This is a genomic window from Deinococcus aquatilis DSM 23025 (assembly GCF_000378445.1).
In the GTDB taxonomy this organism is placed as follows: Bacteria; Deinococcota; Deinococci; order Deinococcales; family Deinococcaceae; genus Deinococcus; species Deinococcus aquatilis.
Genome location: NZ_KB899707.1, coordinates 26,525 through 46,122, shown reverse-complemented (window position 1 = coordinate 46,122; position 19,598 = coordinate 26,525). Strand labels below are relative to the sequence as shown.

The window sequence follows — 19,598 nt, the reverse complement described above, 5'->3', positions numbered from 1 at the left end:
CGTAGCTAGGGTCTATACAGCAGATTTTATCGATGCAGGCGGCGCTGCCCGGAGCAGCGCCGCCTGTTCTCATCTTGCTGATCCAGCTGCTCACAGCCTGCACACGGCCCCAGCGTTTAGAATCCTTTCACATGCTTAAGGTTTCCTTTCGGCACGTTCTGGGAGTTGTTGCGCTGGCTGCCTCCGCCACTGCTTTTGCCCAGACCTCCGCAGAGTCGCAGTTGCTGGCCCGCCTGAATCAGGTGCGGGCACAGGGAGTCACCTGCCCCGGCAGTGGCCGCCGCCCTGTGGCAGGAGCGCTTGCGTTCAGCAATACGCACGCGCAGGCTGCCCGTATTCAGGCCAATTACATGACCTCCAGTGGGCGCATCACCCACACGGGTACAAACGGAACGACGCCGCGAATCCGTGCGGCCAGCACGGGCGTCAATGCCGTCAGTGTCACGGAGATCATTTTTATGGGTACGGGCCTGAACCCTGAAGCGGCCATTCAGTGGTGGCTGCATTCTCCCGTCCACTGCTTCTGGATGAACGAGGCCCGCTACACCCATGCCGGAGCCAGCATCGTGCAGGGTTCGCGGGGAACGTCGTATGTGGTGGTCCTGAGCAGTCAGCCGCGCTGAGGCTGTAGGCGCTAGGTCGTAAGAGGTGGGAAAAACAGGAAGTTCAGCCTGTTCCTACAACCCACAACCAACGGTCCACAACCGTTTTCATACGGACTTGCTCTGATTCCCGAACATCCGGGAAAGCACCAGATGTTCGTCCATCGCCGCCAGCCCTCGTCGTGAACGGACTCGCTTGAGCAAGCCACTCCTCCCGTACTTTTTGCTACTCGCTCTGCTCGGATGATTCTCACGAATCATCGCAATTTGGTATCACACCCCCAACGGCACATCCACGCCCAGCTCTGCCAACACCGTCCGAATCGCCTGCGCGTCTATGCCCGATCTGGCGTGCACACTTTCCACGGTGGCATGATCCTGGAACTCGTCGGGGATGCCCAGCACGCGCACCGGCACAGTCAGGCCCATGTCGCTGAGGGCCTCCAGTACGGCGCTGCCGAAGCCGCCCAGCACGGTGTTGTCTTCCACGGTAATCAGGGTGCGGGCGCTCGCGGCCACCTCGCGCAGCATCTCCAGATCCAGCGGTTTGACGAAGCGGGCATTGACCACACCCACGCCCGGTAGATCGGCGGCGGCTTTGAGGGCGTATTCCAGCGCCTTGCCGCCCGCCAGAATCACCACGTCCGAGCCAGCCTGCACGCGCTCCCAGGTGCCCCACTTCAGATCCGGCCAGGTGCCTTCGGGCACGCGTTCGGTGTTGCCACGGGGGTAGCGGATGGCAAAGGGGCCGGGGGTTTCCTGCGCGGCCTTCAGCATGCCGCGCAGTTCGTAGGCATCTTTGGGCAGCCCTACCCGCACATTGGGAATGCTCCGCAGGTAACTCAGGTCAAAGACCCCGTTGTGTGTGGAGCCGTCTGCGCCCACGATTCCGGCGCGGTCTATGGCAAAGGTGACGTTCAGATTCTCGATGGCAACGTCATGAAGCACCTGATCGTAGGCCCGCTGCAAAAAGCTGGAATAGATCGCCACGATGGGCCGCATGCCCTGCAACGCCATTCCTGCCGCCGTGGTCACGGCCACATCTTCGGCAATGCCCACATCCAGATACCGCTTGGGATGTGCCTTGCTGTAGCCCACCAGCCCGCTGCCCTCGCGCATGGCGGGCGTAATCACGAAGGTTCGGGGATCGAGTTTGGCAAGTTCGGTCACAGCGTCGCCAAAGGCCGCGCTCCACGAATAGGTGGGTTTTCCGCCCTTGGACAGGTCGCCCGTGGCCGGGTCGAATTTGCCGGGGCCGTGCCAGTAGATCGGGTCGGCCTCGGCGTAGCTCAGGCCCTTGCCCTTGCGCGTCACCACATGCAGGATCGTGGGGCCGTCCAGATCAATCAGGCGCTCCATCAGCCAGACCAGTTGGCCCACGTTGTGGCCGTCCACTGGTCCCACGTAGCGCACGCCCATCGCCGCAAAGGGATTCACGCTGGCCGGATCAAAGAAGTGGCGGGTGCTGCTCTTGGCGCGGCTCATCAGGTCGGCCAACGGTTTGCTGACCGCCTGCACGGCTTTTTTACCTGCGCCCTCGCCCTCCTGAAACCACTTCTGCACCTGAAGGCCGCGCATGAATTTGCTCATGGCCCCCACGTTTTCGCTGATGCTCATCTCGTTGTCGTTCAGAACGATCAGCATTTTGCGCTGCACGTCTCCGATGGTGTTCAGGGCGGCCAGTGCCATGCCCCCGGTCAGGCTGCCGTCTCCGATCACGGCGGCCACCGTGTAATCCTCGCCCAGCGCGTCGCGGGCCATTGCCATGCCCAGCGCGTTGGCCAAGCTGGTGCTGGCGTGGCCCACCGTAATGGCGTCGTGTTCGCTTTCACTGACCTTGGTAAAGCCCGACAGCCCGCCTTCCTTCTTCACCGTGTGCATCTGATCGCGCCGCCCGGTCAGCATCTTGTGGGCGTAAGCCTGATGCCCCACATCGAACAGAATGCGGTCACGCGGCGAGTTCAGCACGTAATGCAGGGCCACGATCAGATCGGTTGCGCCCAGGCTGCTCGCCAGATGCAGCCCACCCACCGAGCAGACCCGCGTAATCTCGTCGCGCAGTTCCTGCGACAGCGTGGGCAACTGCTCCCGCGATAGCCGTTTCAGGTCTGCAGGACTGTTCACGCGGTCCAGCAGCGGCGTCAGAGTGGGTGCAGAAACCAACTCGGTGGTGGCGGGGGCAGATTGTTCGGGCGTGCGGCTCATGGCTGGCCTCCAGTGGAAGTAGGTGCCGGACTGGCAAAGTTGCGGGCGGTCAGCAGCAGGGCTTCGGGAGTGCGGACATCGCCCACGAACGGCGCGAACCAGATCTGCTGCGCCGCCGGAAACAGACTGCCGAGTTCGCCCGAAATTTGCCGCGTGATCACCCACACATCGAAGCTGCCGCCCGGCGTATTCACGCGGCGGCGGTCTTGCACGTCGTAGCGGTAACGCAGGGTCCCTTCCGATTGAACCTTGCCGTCATCGCTGCTGACACGGGCGGTGGTCGTGCCTTCCCAGCTCAGGCCCACGCGCCACGCCCCCTCGGCAGGCGCTTCGGTCCAGGCCGGACTGAGCGTGACCGTGACTCCGGGTTTGCGGAAGCCCAGGAGCCTGACGCCGGAACTATTGATCAGCCTGTACCACGTCTGGTCGGCCCCGCGCCCGGTCAGTTGAAAGGCCAGAGCGGTCTGGCCCTCAAAAACCGTCGGCCCCAAGGTCCGCAGCAGATACGGCGCACTGGCGGTACTTTCTCCTTCCGGCACGTAGGTCCAGTTCAGGCCCGTTTCCTGCGGATAGAAGGACACGCTGGCGGGCACGGTGCTGGACTGGACTGGCGGGGAAACCTGTGCTGGTGCGGGCGCACAGGCTCCCAGCATCAGCGTCAGGGCCGTCAGACTCCACACGGCAGAAGAACGAATTGGCATATGGCCAGACATGGCCTTCAAGCTAAAGCTCGGCATCACCAGCATTCTGTCAGCATTCATGACGTTCCGTCCTTTGTCACCCACATTGTCTGCCCCTGTGTTGGGTCAAGCGTCCCTCAAAAGCTGCACACGCCAGAGCATGAAGGCCGGGTCAGGTTGGCTTGCAGGTCTGGTGGCGTTCCGTGTCCCCCGGTCTGCCCGTGCCGCTCCTCAGGTTCCCTCGCCAGAGGGCAGCGAAAGGAGCAGTCTCCTCACCTATAGGGCGGGCGTTGTACAGCACCGGGGATTGACCTTCTACCCTGACCAAAAATCAAAACGAGGCGGCAACCTCCATCGTCGCCGCCTCCTTTACATCTGTGGTGCCTTCAGCTCTGTCTTTACTCCAGATTCGTCTTGCTCAGGTTCTGGCCGCCCTGCACTTTGGCTTTCAGGGCCGACATCGCGTCGTCCAGATCCTTGTCGCGGCCCAGGTCTTTCAACTGGGCATCAAAGTCGTTTTCCTTGCGGAGGTCGCCCATCGCCTTGTTGCGGTCTTCCATGCTCGCCACTTTTTCTTCCATGCTCTCGAAGGCGTCCATCGCGCCGCCAGCTTTGTCGAAGCCCGACACGCGGTCAAGCGTCGCTCCGGCCTGCGCAGTGCTCTGGCGGGCGGCCAGCAGCGTCTTCTTGGATTCCATCTCGTCGATCTTGGCTTCCAGCGCACGCAACTGGGTTTTTAGAGCGTCCACGGTGCTGCTCTGTACGGCCACCTGCTCGCCAAATCCGGCGGCCAGATCTTTGTGGTTCTGGGCGCGGCGCAGGGCCTCACGGGCCAAGTCTTCGCTGCCGCCGCGCAGGGCTTCCTCTGCTTTCTTCTCGTACTCGGCGGCCAGTTTCTGGTTGGTGCTGGCTTCACGCTCCAGTTTGGCATTCTGGCTCATGGCTCCGGCCACTTCGCTGCGGGCGTCGGTGTAGGCGGCCCGCATATCCTGCAACGCCTGCTCGATGATTTTGGTGGGGTCTTCGGCCTTGCTGATCAGGTCGTTGACGTTGGAACGGAGCAGGCGGGACAGGCGGTCAAGAATAGTCATAGGTGGTGCCTCCTGAGGGTCGTGCGGCAAAGGTTGATTGCCGAGTTATACACTGATTCGTGGCCCGGTGATCATTACGCACCCGCGCCGCCCGTGGTTCCGGGGCTGACCATGCGTCCAGAAGATAGAGCCAGAAGATAAAGGTAAAATCAAGGCATGACCACCAATGCAGGGGCGGACAAACCCGGAGGCCCAAGAATGGGTAGCAGGGCTGGAGTCGTCGTGGCTATCACCATTGCCGCGCTCCTCCTCGCTGCCGGAGCCAGGTCCGCCCCCGGCGTGTTTCTCAAGCCGATGGAAGTGGGCACCGGCTTTGGCCTGACCACCCTCAGCGCCGCTGTCAGCGTGGGTCTGCTGATGTTCGGCCTGGGCGCACCCCTCAGCGGCTTTCTGATGGACCGGCATGGCCCGCGCCGGGTGGCGACGGTGGGCCTCCTGCTGGTCGCCCTGTCGTTTGGCCTGAGTGCCCTGATTCGCACCGAAATTCACCTGTTTGTGTTGTGGGGCGTGCTGAGCGGCCTTGGTACGGGTCTGGTGGGCAGTGTGCTGGGGGCAACGGTGGCGGCCCGCTGGTTTCAGGCGCGGCGCGGCCTGATTACGGGTGTGTTCGGGGCCGCCACGAGCGCCGGACAACTGATGTTCATTCCGCTGCTCACGCTGGCTGCACAGGGGGCTGGATGGCGCTGGGCCAGTGCGGGCATCGGCCTGCTGGCGCTATTGCTGACGCCCCTGTTCTGGGCCTTGCTGCGCGACCGTCCGGCAGAAGTGGGTCTGGGCATGGATGGACGCCCACTGGACCCTGCCGCCCCGGTGGTCGTGCCCCCTAAACCCGATGCGGGCGTCATGCGCCGGGCGCTGCGTTCGCGGGATTTCTGGCTGCTCAGCATTACTTTTCTGGTCTGTGGAGCCACCAGCAACGGCATCATCGGCACGCATTTCATCGCCTACTGCGGCGATCTGGGCCTTACTGCGGGCTACGCCGCCGGAATGCTGGCCCTGATGGGAGCCTTCAACTTCGTGGGCACCCTGGGCAGCGGCTACCTCACCGACCGGGTCGATCCGCGCCTGTTGCTGGCGGGCTACTACGCCTTCCGGGGACTGAGTCTGCTGGCGCTGCCGCTGTTGCCGCCCGGTACAGGGCTGGTGTTTTTCGCTGTCCTGTTCGGGCTGGACTACATTGCCACCGTTCCGCCAACTGTGGCCCTCACGGCCCGGACCTTCGGCACCGCCAACGTGGGCACGGTGTACGGCTGGGTCTTCTTTTCTCATCAACTGGGCGCAGCTTCGGCCACGGCGCTCGGCGGTCTGGCCCGTGAATCCCTGGGCACATATGGCCCGGCTTTTCTGGCTGCCGGAGTGCTGGCAGTGCTGGCTGCGGGGCTGGCCCTGGGTGTCACCCGGCAGCCGCAGGTGCGGGCGGCAGCGGCAGGATGAAGGGCTGGATTGTCTGATACGGAATCAGACACAGTCTCTGACTGAACAGCGAAGTCCCCCTCTGCTGGGCAGCCTTACCATCACCCCCCTGCTTGTCTTGCCTGGTTCTGCAAGGTCTGTAAGGCTGAAGGGAAAAGCCAGCATCTACGGGCATGAAAAATCCGGCCAACCCTCTTGCTGGGGCTGGCCGGATGTCGTTTAGGGTGATTTGTTCAGGTGGATTTGAGCCGTTCTCCGCCTTCTGTTCTGGCCGTGGGAATAGTGACGCCTACCCTGGGCAGCACCCAGCGGTCTAGCCCCCAGTAGCCTGCTACCCGCCACCCCAGCACCAGCCACGTTGCCAGAATAAACAGCAGCGGATTGGTGCTGAGCGTGCCTGCCAACAGGTAGCTGGCATTCATGAACCCCCCGAAAAAGGCCGCCAAGCCCGTAAACAGGCCCAGAATCAGGGCGATGCCCACCAACACTTCTCCGTAAGCCACCAGATACGAGAACACGGTGGCGTTGGGCAGCGCGACATGCTGAACAAACCAGGCGTACCAGCCGGGCACGTCGGGATGCTCGCCAGTGGTTTTGGCGAGTGCACCCTTGAGGAATCCGGTCACGGCGGTGCCTGCCTTTTCTCCGACCCAGACGCCTGCCGGATTGGTGATCTTGGCCCAGCCTGCCGTCAGCCATTCGTAGCCCACATAGACACGCAGAATGGCCCATAACGGCGCGAGGCGCGGATTGGCAAACAGCACTTGAGTAAGGTACGGCTCTGGAATCATGGGACGGGCACTATGAGTCATAGGCTTCTCCTTTGATGATCTTCTGGATCGCTTCTGTTTCCGCCCGTACCCCTGACAAGCGTGGTTTCGGCCCTACATCCGCCTGATACAAACTCACTTTGGTGTCTGACTATACACCTAAGCATGAGAAATTCTTTAAACTCTGCCAATATTGAGTTTTCCGCTTATGGTTCTGTATTTCATTCGTCCGGAATTTACTGGTCTATATTTAATCATTCTGATCTGTTGTCAAGCCAGTGCCACTTTTTCTGAGTTTTGCTGCATAACATAAACCCGCCGGATCAGCTGGTTGATTCAGTTCAACCAAAGCTGTGGCGGGTCTAGAATTGTTGTATGGGGTTGTTTAAAACTTATGAAGATTCTGGTTGGATTCCGCAGTTCTGGAGCTCAGTATGATTGCGGCAAGCAGAAAAGAATGCAGAAGCCGTGTGGACCGTTAAAACACGATGGGGCGCAGACCGATGCTGGCCTGACCGCAGGCCACTGTGACCGTTGCTCCGGCAGGCGTGACCGTGCAGCCCAGCGAGCGCAGGCCCAGCAGCGGGAAAATCAGGTTCTTGCCGTCGCTGGCAGGCACGAAGGGTAGTTCTACATTGCCTGCCGTGGTCTGGCCGCCGCTCAACTGGGCGTTTTTGGCTCCCACTGTGACCGTCAGGGCCGAATCGCCCGCGTTCAGGCGGTACTTGTTGCCTCCCAACGCAGTGACGTTCACCACACCGATCAGGTCGCGGCCCAGCACGTACGGCTGCCCCTTGACCACTCCAGCGGGCGTAGCAGGGCGGGGAGCGGTGCTGGGGGCGGCGGTCACGGCGTCAACTGCCACCAGCGATTCGGTGGTCGAAAGTCCGCGCAGCAACACGAACGCGCCCACTGGGCCATTCACGGTTTCGGAGGCCAGCAGCGTGCTACTCGTTCCGGTGGTCTTCCAGTCTCCCAGTGCCTTGCCCGCCAACTTGCCGCGAATCAGGGGCCGCAGGCTGGCAGGGCTGCTTTTGGAATACAGGCACACGGCCTGCACGCTCAGTTTCAGGGCGGCGGGGCAGGCCACGATCTGGCCCTTGATGACCCCGCCAACCTCTACCGCCACGGCACTTGCGGTGCGGGCTGTGGCTGCCGAAGCTGCGCCGGGCAGGGGAGCGCGGGCAGGCTGTGCAGGGGCGGTGGCCGGAGCCGTGGCAGGCGCAGGAGTGGCAGGCTGTGCAGGAACAGTCTGGGCCGCACCGATTCCAGATAGCAGCAGGGCAGGCAACAGCAACAGGCCCGGAGCACGGGCGGAGAGGGAAGTTAAGCGCATGATGCCTATGCTAACCGCCGTCCATGAGCGGCGACTTTGATTGTCTGACGGGCCTTCATCTGACGGGGTGCCCGCCTCTGGTGAGGAAGGCTCTTGCGGTGATCGTCGTTCGCTTCAGACGGTCTGGAAGCGGGTAAAGACGCACAGCAATGATCTCGTGAGGCAGATCGGGGCAACTCCGTTCAGAAGATCAGGGTTCTATGCTTGCCCCATGAATCCTGCTGCCCGCCTCATGGCTGCCGACACGTTGGATACCCGCATCCGCGCCGCGCTGCTGGCCGATGACCGTGTGGCCTACGCTCTGGCGTATGGCAGCCGTACCCAGACCCGCGCCGATGGTTCGCCCGCCTCTGATGCCTGGAGCGACCTTGAATATTACGCCTTCGTGCGTTCTGGACAGACTCTGGACGCGTCCGGTTTTCTGCGTGCCCTGACTCCTGTGGCGCTGGAAGTGGTCAATCCGTTCGGCACACCCAATATCGTGACGCCCGATCTGTTGCGCGTAGAGCTGCATGTGGAGGCGGAATCGGCACTGGATCAGGTACGCGGCTGGCCCAATGGAGGCGGTCACCCGGCGCAGATGTGGATCAAGGATCAGGGTGGGCGGTTGGCAGCCCTGCTGGAAGCCTGGGCATCCGGGCCGCCGTTCGCGTCCACGTTGCCCGGCTCCCAGACTGAATACGACAACACACTGAACTGGCTGCTCTTTGCCTCTGCTGTCGCTCTGCGCGGTGAGGAACTGCGGGCCTGGGAGTTGCTGAACTGGGTCAGAGGCGGCCTGTTGCGCCTGGCCCGGACCCTGCACGGTGCACCTCAGCCCCAGGCTCCGGCACGGAATGCTGAACGCGATCTGCCACCGGAAGTCGTGGCAGCCCTGAGCCGAACCACCAGCGGAACCGCTGCGGAAGCCTGCCACGCCGCCCTGAAGTTGGCCCGCCATCTGGCAACCAACCTGAGTCTCGATCTGCGCTCCGGTGTGCTGGCGGCCCTGCAAGCCCAATTGACGCAAGCCCAGTTGACGGCCAATGAATCTGCAACACGCCCCTCACGCTGATTGTGTCCCCTTCCCCTAGCCTACTGACCTGATGGCCCGCCGCCTGCCTGCCTCCGATTGGCCGCCTCCCGCCCGCGACCCCGACCGCTGCGGCCTGTGTGACCGCGCCGTGCCGCACCTGACCGAGCATCACCTGATTCCCAAATCACAGGGGCGTCGGCAGGGCGTGAAAATCCACGCTCTGCCCACGGTCTTGCTGTGCCCGCCCTGCCATAAATTTCTGCACCGCACGTTTACCAATGCCGAACTGGCCGGAGAATATTCATCGGTAGACGCGCTGCTGGGCCATGAAGACGTGAAACGTTTTGTGGCCTGGATCAGCAAGCAGCCGCCCACGAAGGGAGTGCGTGTACGCTGAGAAGGCTCTGGGCCAGGAGCTTTAAGCATCAGGGGCTTGCCAATTCAGCCCAGATCTCAACGGAATCCCCGTGGTGTCAGGATTCCGTTGACGCGGTCGGGCACAGGCTGGAGTTGAAGAGACAGACGAACTTCCTGTTACCCGATATTCAGCCCCACATCGAAGGTGGCGCGGTAGCCCTTCTGTGGAGTTCCCGTCAGGTTCAGCATCAACTGATTGCCGCCGTTGCGGTAGATGCTGTCGGTGCTGTTCAGGGTGTTGCGTTTGCCCTTGCTGCTGTAAGGGGCGACGGCGTGCGCCGCGTCGGTCACGGTTTCGGGGAAAAACAGTTGCGAGGTAAATTCCCCGGTGGCCTTGCCGCTGGCGTCCAGCGGGCGCAGCTTGAAGTGAATATGCACGGCCCGGCCTGTGTACCAGCCGGGATAGATGGTGGTAAAGCTGACCCTGCCCTGAGCGTTGGTGACCTGCGAGCCGCGCAGGAAATCGTCGGTATTGCCTGACACGTCCGAATACACGCCGAGGGCGTCACACTGCCAGATGTCGATCAGGACCCGGCTGCGCGGCGTGCAACTGCCCACCGTCACCTTCGACACCACGAAATCAATGGTCAGCGGAATGCCGGGGCGAGCCTTGCCCGTCTTGGAATCCTTGCGAATATCGCTGCGGTTCAGCTTCTCTTCAATAAAGTACGGGCCTTCGGTCTGGGCAGGGCGCACCACACATCCGGGCAGGCTGGTCGCGCCGCTGGTTCCCGCGCTGGTGCCGCTGGCCCCCATGCCTCCGGGTTGCCCGCCGGGGGGCGGATTCCGCTGGGCCAGAACGCTGCCTGCCGCCAATGCTGCGCCGCCACCCAGTCCGAGCAGCCTCAGCGCCCGCCTGCGGCTGAGCAGCGTGCCCACCATCTCATCATCGTTGTCTTCGTCGGGTGCGGGATTGACATTCGGGTGCTGGTTCATGGGGTCTCCTCGTGTGCTCCTGATTTCTGGGTTCACTGTAAGTAACGTGTGTTAAAGCACGGTTGATGACAATCTGGTCACGGCATGCAGTGTATTTATGCTGGCTCCTCTACCCTCAAGTCATGAACCGGCCTGCTCCCCTCATCTTTGTGTACAACGCCGATGGCGGCCTGCTGAACGGCCTCAAAGACCTCTGGGTCAAAACGGTGCGTCCACAGGACTACGATTGCCAACTGTGTGCCGTCACCTACGGACCGCTGGGAATGAAACGCGAGTGGCGCGACTTCGTGCGCCGACTGGGGCCGAACGTACGCTTCCTGCACCGCGATGAACTCCGCGCCGAATATGGCTTGGACGGTGTGCCGCTGCCTGCTGCGTTCGAGGTGCAGCCGGACGGCACACTTCAGGAGTGGCTGTCTGCCGCCCAGATGCGCTCGTTCGGCACGCTGGATGACCTGATGGGAGCAGTAGGAAAGCGGGTGCAGAGGACGGTGTAATCGGGGCGGCCACTGCCTTTCCTCAGCGCACCGACCCTCAGAAGCTGCCCACGCTCTCCAGCACACCAAAAGAAGAGGGCGGAAGCCGTAGCCTCCGCCCTGCATTTCACCTGTCCCTTACTTGGTCGGTGCGGCTCCCACCACATCGGCAAAGCTTTCTACCTTCAGGCGGGCCACCTGAGAATTCACGTATTTCTGCGAGGCGTCGCGGGCCAACTGCTCGCGGATCAGCGGCTCGGCCACACTCAGGGGCGCGAGGCCTGCATCAGTGCGTGCGGTCACGAGCAATACGTGCCAGCCGAACTCGGTCTGCACCAACTGGGGTGTGTTCAGCGGTCCCTTGAAGCTGGCGGTATCGAAGGCGGCAACCATCTGGCCTGGGCCGAAGCAGCCCAGATCGCCGCCGTCAGCCGCGCTGCCGGGATCCTGGCTCTTGGCTTTGGCAATGGCTGCAAAGTCGCCGCCTGCCACCAGGTCTTTCTGAACCTGCTGCGCTTCGGGCTGGGTCTTAACCAGAATATGCTTGGCGCAGGCTTCGGCCTCACGGGTAAACGAGGCTTTGTTGAGGTTATAAAAACCGGCCACCACCGCGCTGCCAAAGGTCAGACGCTTTTTGACGCTGTCCAGGTAGGCGGCGACCACGGCCTGCCGTTCCAGCTCTGCCCGCAATTCGGCAGGAGTCGTAAAGCCCGTCTGGGCCAGTCCTTCGCTGAATTCGGCGTCGGTGGCGAAGTTTTCGCGGGCTTTGGCAATCTGGGCGTCGATGGCGACGGCGTCGGGCTTGTTGGCGGCGCGGGCAATCTGGTACACGGCGCGGTCACGCACGTACTGGGTCAGAAAGTCGCGGCGGGCGTCGGCAAATTCGGTGAGGTAGGACGCCTCGAACGGCACGCCCTGAGAATTGACCAACCGGGCGACGGCGATGCGGAAAGCCTGATCGAACTCGCCCAGCGTTACTTTTTCGGTGCCGATGGTGGCGACCAGGGTGGACGGGTCGGCGGCAGGAGTCGCCGGAGCCGCAGCGGGCGCAGCGGGTTGGGCCGGGGTCTGCACGGGGGTGGGTGCTGGAGTGGGTGCAGGGGTGGTCTGGGCAAAAGCAGCGCCCATCAGCAGCGTACCCGTGAGCACTGTTCTCTTGAGCAGGGGCATCGTCAGGCGGGCCGCAGGATATCCAGCAAATTTCATGTCCACCACTCTAGCGTTCCGGCGGGCAAGCACGCTGAGGGACACATGAACCCCGGCCTGTCGTACAATCCCCCCCGTGCGCCTGACTCTGGAAGAAACCACCGATGCCCGCGTCTATGACGATGCTGTAAGCAATTTGCCTATCACTAGTGCCCTTCAGGGCTGGGGCTACGGTGAGGCGCGGCGCGTGCTGGGTCAAACGCCCGTGCGCTACCTCATCAAGTCTGAGGGCCGCACGGTGGGCGCGGTGCAACTGCTCCGCAAGCGCCTCGTGCCGGGGTTTTCCACGTTGTACGCGCCGCGTGGCCCCGCCCTCGAATCACTGGATTTGCTACCTGCTGTGGCCGAGGCCCTGCGCAAAGTTGCCAAGCCCACCGACGCCCTGCTGAAAATAGAGCCGCCCCTGCCCATCCCCGCCGACGACAGCGTGACAGTGCCCGAGGCTTACGGCCCTTTTCACCGCGCCGAAACCGAGCAGCCCGAACACACCATCATTGCCGACCTGACCCGTACCGAAGACCAGATGTTTGCTGACCTGCACAGCATGGCCCGCCGCAACGTGCGTGCCGCCCAGAAAATGGGTGTGGTCGCAGGCCGGGACGACGACTTTGAAGCCTTCTGGGAGATTTTTACAGCCACCAACGAGCGGGCCAAACTGGGCGCTTTTCCCCGTGCCTACTACGAAACCATGCTGCGTGAAGGCAACGCCTACGGCGGCGAAGCCTACATCGTGTTGTCGCGGCATGAGGGCAAGGCGCTGGCGGGCGGGTTCTTTCTGGGCATGGGCAAGGGCGCGTATTACCTGTTCGGTGGCAGCGTGCGCGATGACCGCCCCACCGAGTCCGGCGAACCCCGCAAGGATGTCAAAGCCCCCGACGCTTTTTACTGGAACGCCATGCTGGACGCCAAGAAGCGCGGTTACGAACTGTTTGATTTCTGGGGCATTCCCCGTCAGCTCGACGAAGAAAAGCATTCGTTCGGCGTGTTCAAGATGAAGCTGAAATTCAGCGAGCAGCGCGTCTGGTATCCCGCCTACGACCTGAACCTGAACGCCGCCGCCCCCGCCATCGTGAAGGCCCTGCGTTGGCGCAAAACGCAGAACAACCTGAAAAAACGGGGCAGCAAAGAAGACGTGCTGTAACGGGGGCATAGACCCCTACATAGAGCTTCGGCTTCGGCGGGCCAACCCTCCCACCCCAATCCCTTACGCTTGCACTATGGCGACCCTCTATGTCATTTTGCTCACCCTTCACAACATCACGCGTTGGCTGGTGCTGATCGCGGGCGTGTGGGCGCTGATCCGCACGGTTCCGGCGCTGGGCGGCAACAGAAATTTCACCGCCGCAGACCGCCGCCCCGTGGTGATTTTTGCAGGCAGCGTCCATCTGCAGGTGGTACTCGGTCTGCTGCTGTTCGGTTTTCTGGGATCGCAGGGAGCCAGAGCGTTCGCGGAAAGAGGCGCGGGATTTCAGTGGCAACACATTGTGGTGGGTCTGATCGCTGCCGTGACCGCCGCCCTTGCCACTGGACGCAGCAAACGTGCCCCCACCGACCAGGCCAAGTTCCGGGTGGCCGCCCTCTGGACCGGAGTCACGCTGCTGATCTTGCTGATGTCTATTCCGTGGTGGCGGCCTCTGCTGCGGCTGTTCAGTTAAAAGCTGTGGACCGTGGATCGTGGGAGCTGTGAAATGAATCTTTAGGTCCGTTGCCAAAGTTCAAGGCCCAAGACTCTGATGCTCATGCCCACCTGCGTTTTTCCCACGTTCCACAATCCACCCACTACGATCTAAGCGCCCTTTACCTCTGCGGTTCGATCACCACTTTCCCCGTCGTCTTGCGGTCCAGAATGTCCTGAAAGGCCCGCACGCTTTCGTCTAGCGCGTAGGTTGGCCCCACCTGCGGCGTCACCTGTCCGCTGGCGATCAGGGGCGTCAGGGCCATCGCGGCTTCGCGGGTGGCTTCGGCGTCACCCATCAGGCTGGTCAGCCACAGGCCCGTGACGGTCACGTTGCGCTTCATGAGTTCCACGGGGCGCAGGTTGGCCTGTTCGCGGCTGGCGTTGCCGATCACGATGATGCGGCCCCGGTTGACCACCACGTCGAGGCTCTCCTGAAAGCGTGGCCCGCCCACGACTTCCAGCACGAGGTCTACGCCGCCTTTGGGGTTAGAGTCCGTCGCAGCGGCGGCGCGGATTTTCTGCACACGCTCGGGGTCGTCTTGCAGCAGGGTCACGTCTGCGCCCAACTTGCGGGCCAGTTCCAGTTTTTCTTCGGTGCTGGCGGTAGCGACCACGTTCATGCCCATCGCCTTGGCAAGCTGAATGCTGGCCGTGCCCAGTGCGCCCGCTGCGGCCTGTACCCAGACCCACTGCCCCGGCTGGCCGTACCCCAACGTTTTCAGGCCGTGGTAGGCCGTGAAATACGACACCGGAAATGCCGCCGCCTGAGCCGCCGTGAGGCTGGCAGGCACCGGAATCAGGGCCGCCGCATTGGCTACCGCGTAGGTCGCGAGGCTGCCGCTTCCGCCCAGACACGCCACCAGTTGGCCCACCTGCACGCCCGTCACGCCCTCGCCCAGTGCGTCCACGGTTCCGGCGAATTCCATACCGGGGGTGTAGGGCACGCGGGTTCGCGTCAGGTATTCGCCCGCCACGCTCAGCACGTCGGCAAAGTTGATGCCTACCGCTTCTACCTTCAGGCGCACCTGTCCGGCCCCCGGCTGCGGCACGGGCACGCCTTCGCGCACCTCCATCACGTCGGGCGCACCCAGCTTTTCCACCACAATGGCCCTCATCGTCTGTGCTGCCGCCTCACCTTGCGCTGTATCGCTCATGCCCCGAGCATACCTGACTGAATCCTGAAAGTGAACGTGTACGGACATTCTGAACGTTGACGTATTTGACCGGAGCGGGTCAGGCGTGACAGCATGACGCACCAACCCCGCAGTCTGTCCCGACTTCTTTCTTGAGGAGGCCCTACCCATGACCACCCCTTCCACCCCAATGGTTGACCAATCCCGCGACGGCGACATTCTGGTTCTCACGATCAACAATCCGCCTGTCAACGCCTTTTCGCCCGGTGTGCCCGAGGGCCTGCACGCGGGTCTGGACGTGGCCGAACAAGACGCAAGTATCGCCGCCGTGGTCATCATCGGCGGTGGGCGCACCTTTATTGCCGGGGCTGACATCAAAACCTTCGATCTGCCCCGCGAGCAGGCCCCCGACTTGCGAGGCTTCATCACGCGGCTGGACGGCTTTTCCAAGCCCACCGTGGCGGCTGTTCACGGCACGGCGCTGGGCGGCGGCCTCGAAGTGGCGCTGGCCTGCACCTATCGCGTGGCGCTGGCGGGCGCTCAGTTGGGTCTGCCCGAAGTCAAGCTGGGCATTTTCCCCGGTGCGGGCGGTACCCAGCGCCTTCCCCGCGTGGTGGGCGCACAAAAAGCTCTGGAAATGATGCTTTCGGGTAATCCCATCGGGGCCGCCGAGGGCGCACAGTTGGGCCTGATCGACGAACTGGTGCAGGGCAAGACCGAGGCCGAATTGCGGACTGCTGCCGTCGCCTTTGCCAGCGCCCGCGCCGAGGCCCGCCCGCTGCCCCGCGTCAGTGAGCGCGGCGTGGAAGGAGCCAGCCCCGAGCTGTTTGCTGCTGCCCGCGCCGGTCTGACCAAAACCCACCGGGGCCAATTGTCGCCCAGCATGATCGTAGACCTGACCGAAACTGCTGCCACCCGCCCCTTCGAGGAAGGCTGGAATGCTGAAGCCGGGCTGTTTTTGCAGGCCAAAGATTCGCCCCAGTCGCGTGGTCTGCGTCACATTTTCTTTGCCGAACGCGAGAGCGCCCGCGTGTCTGGCATCGGCAAAGACACGCCCCTGACCGACATCCGCACTGCGGGCATCATCGGGGCGGGCACGATGGGCGGCGGCATTGCCATGAATTTCCTGAATGTGGGCATTCCCGTTACCATCGTCGAAACGGCTCAGGACGCCCTGGACCGGGGCATCGGCATTATTCGGCGCAACTACGAGAACACCGCCAAAAAAGGTCGCCTGAGCATGGACGATGTAGAGGCGAGAATGGCCCTGCTGACCCCCACACTCGATATGAACGACCTCAAAGACGCCGACATCATCATCGAAGCGGTCTTTGAGAATATGGACGTGAAGAAGGAGATTTTCACGCGCCTGGACGGAATTGCCAAACCTGGAGCGATTCTGGCGAGCAACACCAGCACTCTGGATGTCAACGAAATCGCCAGCGTGACCTCGCGTCCAGAAAGCGTGATCGGGCTGCACTTTTTTAGCCCCGCCAACGTGATGAAACTGCTGGAAATCGTGCGGGCCGAGAAAACCAGCGCGTCGGTGCTGGCAACCAGCATGGCGCTGGCCCGCCGGATCAAGAAAGTGGGCGTGGTGGTGGGCGTGTGTGACGGCTTCGTGGGCAACCGCATGGTTCACCGCTACGGCGACGAGGCCCGCAAACTGGTTGAGGAAGGTGCGAACCCGCAGGACGTGGACGCCGCCATGCACGCGCTGGGGCTGGCGATGGGGCCATTTGAAATGTCCGATATGGCCGGGCTGGACATCGGCTATTCCATCCGGCAGCATCAGGCCAAGGTGCGCGGCGAGTCTGCCCCCGACGGCTGGCTGGACCGGATCGTGCAGCAGGGGCGCAAGGGCCAGAAAACGCAGGCCGGAATCTACGATTACCCCGACGGCAGAAAGCCCGTGCCCAGCGCCGAAATGTCTGATCTGATTGCCACCTACCGCACCCAGAAAGGGCTTCAGACCCGCCAGATCAGCCCGCAGGAAATCACCGAGCGGCTGGCCTACAGCCTTGTGAACGAGGGCGCGAAGATTCTGGAAGAAGGCATTGCCCAGCGTGCCGGAGACATCGACGTGATCTACATTTACGGCTACGGCTTCCCCGCCTACCGGGGTGGCCCCATGCAGTACGCCGACGAGATGGGCCTGCCCAGCGTGGCCGCCGCACTGGAACGCTACGGCCAGACGCCCGCGCCGCTGCTGAAAACTTTGGCCGACGAGAGCAAGACCTTTGCCGCGTGGGACAGGCAGAAAGGGCGGGGTTGAGGGGCCAGAAGCTCTGGGCCATGAAGACCTAAAGACTTAAACCAGAAGGGACGCAGACCAGTTTCAGTCTGCGTCCCTTCTTTTTGTTTCTCAGAGTTTCAGCTCTACTGCGTACTGCGCGGGTCCAGCACATCCCGCAGGCCGTCGCCCAGCAGGTTGAAGCCCAGCACGGTCAGGAAGATGGCGAGGCCGGGGAAAATCATCGTCCACGGCGAATCCACGTAATACTGCCGGGAATCGCTGATCATGGTGCCCCATTCCGGCAGCGGGGGCTGAGCGCCGATGCCGAGGAACCCCAGCGCGGCGACCTCGATGGTGGCGGTGGCAATACTCAGTGCGCCCTGCACGATCAGCGGCGATAGGCTGTTGGGCAGCACATGCTTGAACACGGTGCGAATCTGGGTGGCCCCCAGTGCGCCCGATGCCTGCACAAATTCGCGCTCGCGCAGGCCCAGCACCACGGCGCGGGACAGGCGCATATACACCGGAATCTGCACCAGCGAGACGGCCAGCATTGCCGTGACCAGTTGCGGACTGCCCAGCACAAATAATTTGTTGATAGCACTGATCAGCAACGGTGGATTGTCCGAGCTGAAAATGCTGGCGAAGCCGATAGCCAGCAAAATACTGGGGAAGGCCAGCATCACGTCCGACAGGTAACCGGTGATGGAATCGAACCAGCCGCCAAAATACCCGGCCAGCACGCCGACCAGGGTGCCGATGACGAGGGCCAGTATCGTACTAACCACGCCCACTTTCAGGCTGATGGCGGTGCCGTGCCATACACGGGTCAGCACGTCGCGGCCCAGGTTGTCGGTGCCGAATGGATGTGACCAGGGATTGACCTGACCAGTTACGGGGTCGCGGTATTCCTCGGCCACCTCTTTGTCCCAGAGGGCAGCGATGCTGGGCGGCTTGAGGTTCAGGCGGTAATTGCGGTCACTGGAGGCATCGTAAGGCTTGAGAATTGGGGCCAGAATCGCCAGCAGAACAAAGATCGCCACAATGATCGCGCCGACCTTGCCGGGGGTACTGCGCCGAAAGCGCCGCGAGAAAATGCTGGGCTGCCGTTTGGTTTTGGCGGCGGCGGGAGAAGCAGTGGTCATGAGTTCCCCCCAGTGAATGAAAAGAGCGTCACAGAGGTCACCTGTACTGAATCCGGGGATCAAGAGAGGCGTAACTGAGGTCTACCAGCAGATTGGTCACGCTGACCACCAGCGCCGCAAAAATCACGCCGCCCTGAATAATCGGGTAGTCGCGCTGGCTGATGGCCTCGTAGACCCACGAGCCGATTCCGGGCCACGAAAAGATGGTTTCGGTCAGCACTGCGCCGCCCAGCAAAGCTCCGGCTTGCAGGCCGATCACCGTGACCACGGGCAAAAGCGCATTCCTGAGCGCGTGCTTGAGCGTAATGGTGCGCTGGGACAGTCCCTTGGCGCGGGCAGTTCGCACGTAATCCTGGCCCAATACATCCAGCAGGCTGCTGCGCGTAATCCGGGCGATGATGGCGAGCGGAATGCTGCCCAGCGCGATGGCGGGCAGGATCAGGTGGCGCAGGGCGTCCCAGGCTTCGGCGGGTTTGCCGCGCAGCAGGCCGTCCAGTACATAAAATCCCGTCAGCGGCTCCAGCGTGGATTCGTTGCCCAGCCGCGCACTGGGTGGCAGCCAGCCCAGTTTTACGGCAAAAAAGTAGGACAGCAGCAGCCCCAGCCAGAACACGGGCATACTCACGCCCACCAGACTGATGGTGGTGGCGAGGTTGTCCCAGACGCTGTTGCGGCGCAGGGCGGCCAGAATGCCTGCCGGAAGGCCGATCACCAACGCGAAAAACAGCGCGGCCAAACTCAGTTCGGCGGTGGCCGGAAAGCGCGAGCCGAGTTCATCGCGCACCGGAATATTGCTCTTGATGCCGCTGCCGAGGTCGCCCTTTGCCAGCGCCGCCACATACTTCGGATATTGCGCGTCCAGCGGATTGGCCGGATTGAAGAACCACGGTTTATCCAGTCCCAGTTGGGTGCGGAGGTTTTTCACGGCCTGCGGTGTGGCGCGTTCGCCCAGCATGGCCGTGGCCGGGTCGCCGGGAATAGAGCGCACGAACACGAAGACCAGCAGGCTAATGCCAATCATAACCAACAGGGTTCTCAGAATACGGCGAATCAGGTAACTGCCCAAGGAAAAGCCCCCTCTAGAAGTAAAAACTCTTGGAAAAGAATAGAGAACTCGGATGAAACGGTTGGATGGCTTGCCAGGATGGGGGCCAGGGTCAGTTTAACCGCCCTGCTCTCCCCCGGATCATTGAGTCCGGCTCATTCGGCCACGCCAAAGGGGGTGAAGTCGGCCAGTATAGGCCAGCCCCACCCCCATC

Annotated in this window: 18 protein-coding genes; 8 read left to right on the top strand and 10 right to left on the bottom strand. The window is 62.5% G+C overall.

Annotated features, from left to right (window positions below; genetic code table 11):
• Nucleotides 1-131: 131 nt before the first annotated feature.
• Nucleotides 132-623 carry a CAP domain-containing protein gene (locus F561_RS0109225; protein ID WP_157451697.1) on the top strand — a complete coding sequence of 164 codons (492 nt, stop codon included), beginning with the start codon at nt 132-134 and terminating at the stop codon, nt 621-623.
• Nucleotides 624-875: 252 nt separating this feature from the next.
• On the opposite strand, the gene dxs is transcribed toward F561_RS0109225, so the two are convergent.
• The 3 genes from dxs to F561_RS0109210 all read right to left on the bottom strand — a co-directional run bounded on the left by dxs (nt 876) and on the right by F561_RS0109210 (nt 4,578).
• Entirely contained in the window at nt 876-2,807 is a 1,932-nt protein-coding gene (dxs, locus tag F561_RS0109220; protein WP_019009670.1) for a 1-deoxy-D-xylulose-5-phosphate synthase, read from the bottom strand.
• Nucleotides 2,804-3,520, bottom strand: coding sequence for a hypothetical protein (locus tag F561_RS0109215; RefSeq protein WP_040380326.1), 717 nt, complete (start codon nt 3,518-3,520; stop codon nt 2,804-2,806). The genes dxs and F561_RS0109215 overlap by 4 nt, the downstream gene beginning before the upstream one ends.
• A gap of 365 nt (nt 3,521-3,885) precedes the next feature.
• Nucleotides 3,886-4,578, bottom strand: a complete 693-nt coding sequence (locus tag F561_RS0109210) for a PspA/IM30 family protein (protein ID WP_019009668.1) — start codon at nt 4,576-4,578, stop codon at nt 3,886-3,888.
• A gap of 156 nt (nt 4,579-4,734) precedes the next feature.
• Here F561_RS0109210 and F561_RS0109205 point away from each other — a divergent pair, with 156 nt between their 5' ends.
• Entirely contained in the window at nt 4,735-6,012 is a 1,278-nt protein-coding gene (locus F561_RS0109205; protein ID WP_083922385.1) for an MFS transporter, read from the top strand.
• A 212-nt stretch (nt 6,013-6,224) separates the two neighbouring features.
• On the opposite strand, the gene F561_RS25185 is transcribed toward F561_RS0109205, so the two are convergent.
• Together F561_RS25185 and F561_RS0109195 are read right to left on the bottom strand one after the other, a co-directional pair.
• On the bottom strand, nt 6,225-6,803 hold the full coding sequence (locus F561_RS25185) for a DoxX family protein (protein ID WP_040380288.1): 579 nt from the start codon (nt 6,801-6,803) through the stop codon (nt 6,225-6,227).
• 436 nt (nt 6,804-7,239) lie between these two features.
• Nucleotides 7,240-8,097, bottom strand: a complete 858-nt coding sequence (locus tag F561_RS0109195) for a hypothetical protein (RefSeq protein WP_019009665.1) — start codon at nt 8,095-8,097, stop codon at nt 7,240-7,242.
• 211 nt (nt 8,098-8,308) lie between these two features.
• Between F561_RS0109195 and F561_RS0109190 the strand changes: the two genes are divergently transcribed.
• Both F561_RS0109190 and F561_RS0109185 read left to right on the top strand, forming a co-directional pair.
• Nucleotides 8,309-9,151, top strand: coding sequence for a hypothetical protein (locus tag F561_RS0109190; RefSeq protein ID WP_019009664.1), 843 nt, complete (start codon nt 8,309-8,311; stop codon nt 9,149-9,151).
• 31 nt (nt 9,152-9,182) lie between these two features.
• Entirely contained in the window at nt 9,183-9,509 is a 327-nt protein-coding gene (locus F561_RS0109185; RefSeq protein ID WP_019009663.1) for a hypothetical protein, read from the top strand.
• Between the two features lie 137 nt (nt 9,510-9,646).
• On the opposite strand, the gene F561_RS0109180 is transcribed toward F561_RS0109185, so the two are convergent.
• On the bottom strand, nt 9,647-10,465 hold the full coding sequence (locus F561_RS0109180; RefSeq protein ID WP_019009662.1) for an intradiol ring-cleavage dioxygenase: 819 nt from the start codon (nt 10,463-10,465) through the stop codon (nt 9,647-9,649).
• 122 nt (nt 10,466-10,587) lie between these two features.
• Between F561_RS0109180 and F561_RS0109175 the strand changes: the two genes are divergently transcribed.
• The gene (locus F561_RS0109175) at nt 10,588-10,962 is read left to right on the top strand and encodes a hypothetical protein (RefSeq protein WP_019009661.1); all 375 of its coding nucleotides are present in this window, start codon (nt 10,588-10,590) and stop codon (nt 10,960-10,962) included.
• A gap of 117 nt (nt 10,963-11,079) precedes the next feature.
• Here F561_RS0109175 and F561_RS0109170 read toward each other — a convergent pair whose 3' ends face one another.
• Nucleotides 11,080-12,147 (bottom strand): peptidylprolyl isomerase, encoded by a 1,068-nt coding sequence (locus F561_RS0109170; protein WP_019009660.1) that lies wholly within the window; start codon nt 12,145-12,147, stop codon nt 11,080-11,082.
• A gap of 76 nt (nt 12,148-12,223) precedes the next feature.
• Between F561_RS0109170 and F561_RS0109165 the strand changes: the two genes are divergently transcribed.
• A complete protein-coding gene (locus F561_RS0109165) occupies nt 12,224-13,288 on the top strand; it encodes a lipid II:glycine glycyltransferase FemX (protein WP_019009659.1) in 1,065 nt (354 codons plus the stop codon).
• A 76-nt stretch (nt 13,289-13,364) separates the two neighbouring features.
• Nucleotides 13,365-13,802, top strand: a complete 438-nt coding sequence (locus F561_RS0109160) for a hypothetical protein (RefSeq protein ID WP_019009658.1) — start codon at nt 13,365-13,367, stop codon at nt 13,800-13,802.
• Nucleotides 13,803-13,944: 142 nt separating this feature from the next.
• Here F561_RS0109160 and F561_RS0109155 read toward each other — a convergent pair whose 3' ends face one another.
• Nucleotides 13,945-14,979 (bottom strand): NADPH:quinone oxidoreductase family protein, encoded by a 1,035-nt coding sequence (locus F561_RS0109155; protein ID WP_019009657.1) that lies wholly within the window; start codon nt 14,977-14,979, stop codon nt 13,945-13,947.
• Between the two features lie 148 nt (nt 14,980-15,127).
• Between F561_RS0109155 and F561_RS0109150 the strand changes: the two genes are divergently transcribed.
• Entirely contained in the window at nt 15,128-17,233 is a 2,106-nt protein-coding gene (locus F561_RS0109150) for a 3-hydroxyacyl-CoA dehydrogenase NAD-binding domain-containing protein (protein ID WP_026298744.1), read from the top strand.
• 104 nt (nt 17,234-17,337) lie between these two features.
• On the opposite strand, the gene F561_RS0109145 is transcribed toward F561_RS0109150, so the two are convergent.
• Nucleotides 17,338-18,339, bottom strand: coding sequence for an ABC transporter permease (locus tag F561_RS0109145; protein ID WP_019009655.1), 1,002 nt, complete (start codon nt 18,337-18,339; stop codon nt 17,338-17,340).
• A gap of 37 nt (nt 18,340-18,376) precedes the next feature.
• Nucleotides 18,377-19,405: an ABC transporter permease gene (locus F561_RS0109140; protein ID WP_019009654.1), complete on the bottom strand. Its 1,029-nt coding sequence runs from the start codon at nt 19,403-19,405 to the stop codon at nt 18,377-18,379.
• Between the last annotated feature and the right edge of the window lie 193 nt (nt 19,406-19,598).